Origin of the sequence: Mesorhizobium sp. M2A.F.Ca.ET.067.02.1.1 (genome assembly GCF_004023285.1) — a bacterium.
In the GTDB taxonomy this organism is placed as follows: domain Bacteria; phylum Pseudomonadota; class Alphaproteobacteria; order Rhizobiales; family Rhizobiaceae; genus Mesorhizobium.
In genome coordinates this window covers 1-4,800 of sequence record NZ_RZSB01000469.1, presented here as the reverse complement: position 1 = coordinate 4,800, position 4,800 = coordinate 1, and the positions used below count along the sequence as shown (strand labels likewise).

Annotated in this window: 7 protein-coding genes; 2 read left to right on the top strand and 5 right to left on the bottom strand. The window is 63.9% G+C overall.

The window, feature by feature from the left end; genetic code table 11:
- The coding region (locus tag EOA28_RS25275) for an outer membrane protein (RefSeq protein ID WP_148670843.1) at positions 1–476 on the top strand (476 nt) is incomplete at its 5' end.
- 71 nt (positions 477–547) lie between these two features.
- Here the strand turns inward: EOA28_RS25275 and EOA28_RS25270 are convergent.
- The 5 genes from EOA28_RS25270 to EOA28_RS25250 form a co-directional block, all read right to left on the bottom strand.
- Positions 548–964: a GFA family protein gene (locus EOA28_RS25270; protein ID WP_127251464.1), complete on the bottom strand. Its 417-nt coding sequence runs from the start codon at positions 962–964 to the stop codon at positions 548–550.
- A gap of 85 nt (positions 965–1,049) precedes the next feature.
- The gene (locus EOA28_RS25265; RefSeq protein WP_245463234.1) at positions 1,050–1,427 is read right to left on the bottom strand and encodes a TfoX/Sxy family protein; all 378 of its coding nucleotides are present in this window, start codon (positions 1,425–1,427) and stop codon (positions 1,050–1,052) included.
- Positions 1,428–1,689: 262 nt separating this feature from the next.
- Positions 1,690–2,286 carry a glutathione S-transferase family protein gene (locus tag EOA28_RS25260; protein ID WP_127251124.1) on the bottom strand — a complete coding sequence of 199 codons (597 nt, stop codon included), beginning with the start codon at positions 2,284–2,286 and terminating at the stop codon, positions 1,690–1,692.
- Positions 2,287–2,555: 269 nt separating this feature from the next.
- A complete protein-coding gene (locus EOA28_RS25255; protein WP_189342178.1) occupies positions 2,556–2,954 on the bottom strand; it encodes a hypothetical protein in 399 nt (132 codons plus the stop codon).
- 383 nt (positions 2,955–3,337) lie between these two features.
- The gene (locus EOA28_RS25250; protein WP_127251123.1) at positions 3,338–3,853 is read right to left on the bottom strand and encodes a DinB family protein; all 516 of its coding nucleotides are present in this window, start codon (positions 3,851–3,853) and stop codon (positions 3,338–3,340) included.
- A 104-nt stretch (positions 3,854–3,957) separates the two neighbouring features.
- Here EOA28_RS25250 and EOA28_RS25245 point away from each other — a divergent pair, with 104 nt between their 5' ends.
- Positions 3,958–4,548 carry a TetR/AcrR family transcriptional regulator gene (locus EOA28_RS25245; protein ID WP_127251125.1) on the top strand — a complete coding sequence of 197 codons (591 nt, stop codon included), beginning with the start codon at positions 3,958–3,960 and terminating at the stop codon, positions 4,546–4,548.
- Positions 4,549–4,800: the final 252 nt, after the last annotated feature.

Sequence of the window (4,800 nt, the reverse complement as noted above, 5' to 3'; positions counted from 1 at the left end):
TCAGCGGCCATGCCGATGCTCGTGACGCCGGCGTCAACGTGAAGACCAAGGGCTTCATCGGCGGCGTCTTCGGCGGCTACCAGTGGCAGCAGGACAACTTCGTCTACGGCGCTGAAGCCGATCTCGGCTACAACGGCGTCAAGGGCGACAGCGCCGGCATCAACGCCAAGGGCGGCCTCGAAGGGTCGCTGCGCGCTCGCCTCGGCTACGCCGTGACCCCGGAAATCCTGCTCTATGGCACCGGCGGTCTTGCCGCCAAGAACCAGAAGATCACGGATAGCGTCACCGCCACCGACGAGAGCAAGGGAATGCTCGGCTGGACGGCTGGTGTCGGTTCCGACATCAAGATCACCGACAATGTGTTCGGCCGTGTCGAGTACCGCTACACCGACTATGGCGACAAGGACTTCGGCGCCCTCGGCAACGTCAAGTCGAAAGACAACCGCGTCACGTTCGGCGTCGGTATGAAGTTCTAAGTCGTAAAAGCCACGACACGGAAAAGCCGGGCCTTGCGCCCGGCTTTTTTTTTTGACCCGGCCGAAGGGCGTCAGGCGCCCGACCGACGCGCCGGCTGTCGCTGGAAACCATCGTGGGTGGGGATGCAATGCAGCCGGTCCAGCCATTTCAAGCGCGATCGCATGAAGACCTGGGCGTTCGGTCGGTAGTCGCCCGGACTGGTCATCGTGGCGGCGTGAACGTGGATCTCCGAGGGCCATCTTGTCGAGCGGAAATAGAGCCTGGTGCCACAGGACGGACAGAAGCCGCGAAACGTGTCCGTGCTGCTTTCATAGTGCCTGATGTCGCCGGCCCAGCTCAGCTCATCGGGCCTCAGTCCCAGGAAGGCGGTGAAGGGAGACGAGGTGGCACGCCGGCAGTCAGCGCAGTGACAGACCAGATTGCGGATGATGTCGCCGGAATATGTCCAGGTGACCGCTCCGCACATGCAATGCCCGCTGAGTGCCATCGCTTCCCCCTTTGGCCATGCGTTCATCATCGCCGGCGCAGCCGATACTGACACATCGCCGCTTGGAAAATGGCGAGTCAGCGGCTTACGCGCGCTTCTTTGCGACCTTGGCGGATTTGTCCTTCGGCGGCAGGGACTGGACAAAGGCCAGAGCAAGATCGAGCCAGAAGGCGAGCTCGGCCTCGCTCGCCGTGCCTTCCGGCCCGACGTGGAGGTAGCCTTCCATCAAGCGCCCGCCCATTTCCATCGGACGCGCATGGGGGCGAGCAGCCGCCGCCGCATGCGCGTCCTTGCCGACGCGGACCAACAGCCCACGCTTCGAGGTGCCGATCAGTAGGTTGCCGTCGATCATGAAGCAGGTGCCGCCGAACATCTTCTGCTCGGTGAAGATGCGCTTGCCGAGGGCGGCGCGCAAGCGCTCGACCATCGGGTCGGGCGCGACGCTGGTTGAGGGCTTTGCCATGCTCACCACCTCCGACTTGGATGGTGTCAGGCAAGCATGGAAGCGGGTGGCGTTTCAAGCTCGCTTCCCCTTCTCCCCTTGTGGGAGAAGGTGGCCGAGCGAAGCTCGGACGGATGAGGGGTGCTCCAGCTTGACGCACACCTTGGCCATTCTCGGATGGCGCCAAGTTCACCAGCGCCTCGCTCCGTCCAACACCCCTCATCCGTCTCGGCGCTATCGCGCCGATCCACCTTCTCCCACAAGGGGAGAAGGAAAAGGCGCCTCACCCCGGCACGCTTGCTTTCAGTTCCGGAAACTTCTCGTCAAACCTCGCGGCCCAGCGCACGAGCCGGCTGCGGCCCTTCTCCCATTGGCCGGAAAAGCGCAGCGCGAGATAGCCAAGGGTGGCGCGCAGCGCCATGTGGCCGGCGGTGATCTTCTTCGGCAGCTTGGGCGGGTTGGCGTTGACGAGGTCGAGCGCGGTGGTGATCTTGCCCCACTGGCGGTCGAGCCAGGGTTGGTAGACCATCGCCTCGGGCCGCGTCCGCCGCTCATAGACCATCGACAGCGCGCAGTCGCAAATGCCGTCGGCCAGCGCCTCGAGAACTTCCGCCTCGAGCCGCCTGTCGGGGTTGCGCGGGAACAGCGCGTTCTTCGACAGCCGGTTGAGATGCTGGGTAATAGTGCGGCTGTCATAGATCGAGCTGCCATCCTCCAGCACCAGCACCGGGATCTTGCCGAGCGGATTGGCCGAGATCAGTTCGGCGGGCTTGTCCTCCGTCTTGACCGGCACGAGGTCGATGGCGATGCCGGCGTAGACGGCCGCCATACGGACCTTCGAGCTATAGGGGGACGTGGAAGCATAGAGCAGTTTCGGCATGATCGATTTCCCAGTTGTCTGCCGCACTGTTGACCGAATGGAACCTCCAGGGCAACGGCCCAGCAAAGCCGATCCGGATTAGCCACGTCTTGCCGACGCGGACGCGGCAACAAAAAAGCCCCCGGAAAGTTTTGCCTGACGGCAAATTTCCGGGAGCTTTAGGAGGAGCGCCCGCTCCGACTCCGCTCGCTCAGACATCGAATTGGCGAGAGGGGTGCCTGAATAGCACCCGCCCTCAGCCGTTGCGGTTCGCGCGCGAAGTTACGCGATTACTTCTTGGCGGCCGGCTTCTTCGCCGGAGCTGCCTTCTTGACGGCTGCCGGAGCCTTGGCGGCGGCGGCCTTCAGCGGAGCCTTGGCGGCGGGCTTGGCCGCGGCCTTCGCTGCCGGCTTCTTGGCGGCGGGCTTGGCTGCTGCCTTTGCGGCCGGCTTTGCCGCGGCCTTCGCGGCCGGCTTCGCTGCTGCCTTGGCGGCGGGCTTTGCTGCTGCCTTGGCGGCGGGCTTTGCCGCGGCCTTCGCGGCCGGCTTCGCTGCTGCCTTGGCCGGAGCCTTGGCGGCTGCCTTCGGTGCCGCTGCCTTCTTAACTGCTGCAGGTTTCGCGGCAGCCTTAGCTGCCGGCTTCTTTGCCGGCGCTTTCGCCGCCGGCGCCTTGGTTGTGGTCTTTGCCATGCGATGCCCCTTGCGTTTTGCCGAAGGTCGTGAGTGACCCGGCATGCTCATGCATATCTGACTCGCGACTGTCTAGCCAGCGAAGCAACACAATGATTTTCAGTTATTGAATTTTGGTTACACGAAGATGCATCTCATCGAAAAATTGTGAGCGAATCTATCACCTTCGAAGTGACGGCCCGGCACACAGATTTTCGTGTGGCTTCTATCACCCGATGATCCATCCATCCGCCACATAAGCTTATATCGTAATGTGAGCAGAGTGCTCACAATAGAGAACCCGCCGCTGAACACCGGCTTCATCTTGTCCAGCGAAAACATCTACAGATGAACCGGCGACGCGAGGCGGTCAAAGCTTACGCATTTGAAAGCGAGCTTCAAGCTCATATTTCGACCTGCAGGCGGCGCGCCGGTTCGACCCGGTGCAGGTGCACGGCGTAGGTGTCCCAGGGCGGCGAGACCGCGATCCCGGCCAACATTCGGCCGACCTCGCCGCGATGATAGCCGCCGTGCAGGACGACATGGGTCAGCATCTCCTGCCTCGTCATGCAGCCCTTGTCGCCATCGGTGAAGGTGAAGGCGATCGGCTCGGCAAGTGCCTGCTCCGAAATGGTTTCGAGATGGTCGAGATACCAGCGATCGACCTCGGCCAGGTTGGCGCGCAGCACGCGCGGCTCGGGCGTGTCCGGCGCATTGTCGCCCGCATAGCCGTGGGCCACGCCCTCCAGATGCGCGGCAAAGATCCGCGACACGACATGGATATGGTTCATCAGGCGGATCGCGGCGTGTCGCTCTGCCGCGCCGCGGGAGGGATCCAATCCGGCAAGCGTCTCCAAGAGCTCGTCATTCGCCCAGGCCTGATAGGCAAGCAGGCCCTTCAGCAAGGTCTTGGCGCTCATCTTCGTGGCTCCATTTGCGTTGGCAAAATGAATGTGAGTATCCTCTTCATATTCTCGGGAGACGGGCCAGCATGTCTACTCGCATTGCAAAGCCGGCCGCGCGCATGCGCAAGCAGCCGCGCCAGGCGCGTTCGATCGCCACCGTCGAGGCGATCATCGAAGCCGGTGCTCACGTTCTGAGCGAGCTCGGCTGGGCCGGCTTCTCCACCAACAAGGTGGCCGAGGCCGCGGGCGTCAGCATCGGCTCGCTCTATCAGTATTTTCCCGACAAGCTCGCTCTGGTCGAAGCGATCCGGCGCCGTCACTTCGATCATGTGCTGTCGGTGATTCGCGAAGCGTCGGCGGAGGAGAAGCCGCTCAGGCAATTCGCGCGCGAGCTGGTGCGCGGCATGATCGGCGCGCACTCGATCCATCCGACGCTGCACCAGGTGCTGCTCGACGAGGCGCCGGGCGACCGCGGCTCGCGCGCCGCGCATGCCTCGTTCCAGGCGCGCTATCTCGAACATTACGCCGCGGCCGTCGCGCAGTACCGCAAGCGCCGCAAGGACACTGAGACGATGGCGCGCGTGCTCTCCTCGGCGGTCGAGGGCGTGATCCACAACGCGGCGCGGCGCAACATGCTCGACGCGCCGGAACTGCAGAGGCAGCTCGTCGAGCTGATTTCGGCTTACATATCGGGCGGCAGGGTGATGTGAGTCCAGCGGCAGCGAAGCAGGCTGTAGCGGGAGCTGCCTGCGCGGCTACCGGCGGAGCCCCTGGAAGCCCGAAGCCAACTTAGGATAGGTCGGCGGGACAGCGCCCCTCTCTGCCCTGCCGGGCATATCCCCCACAAGGGGGGAGATCAGATGTCGCGCCGGCTTTCGCCAATCGCCAGCGTCTGAAGGAAGGTGGGGCGGCACAGCTGCCGATCTCCCACTTGTGGGGGAGATGGCCGGCAGGCCAGAGGG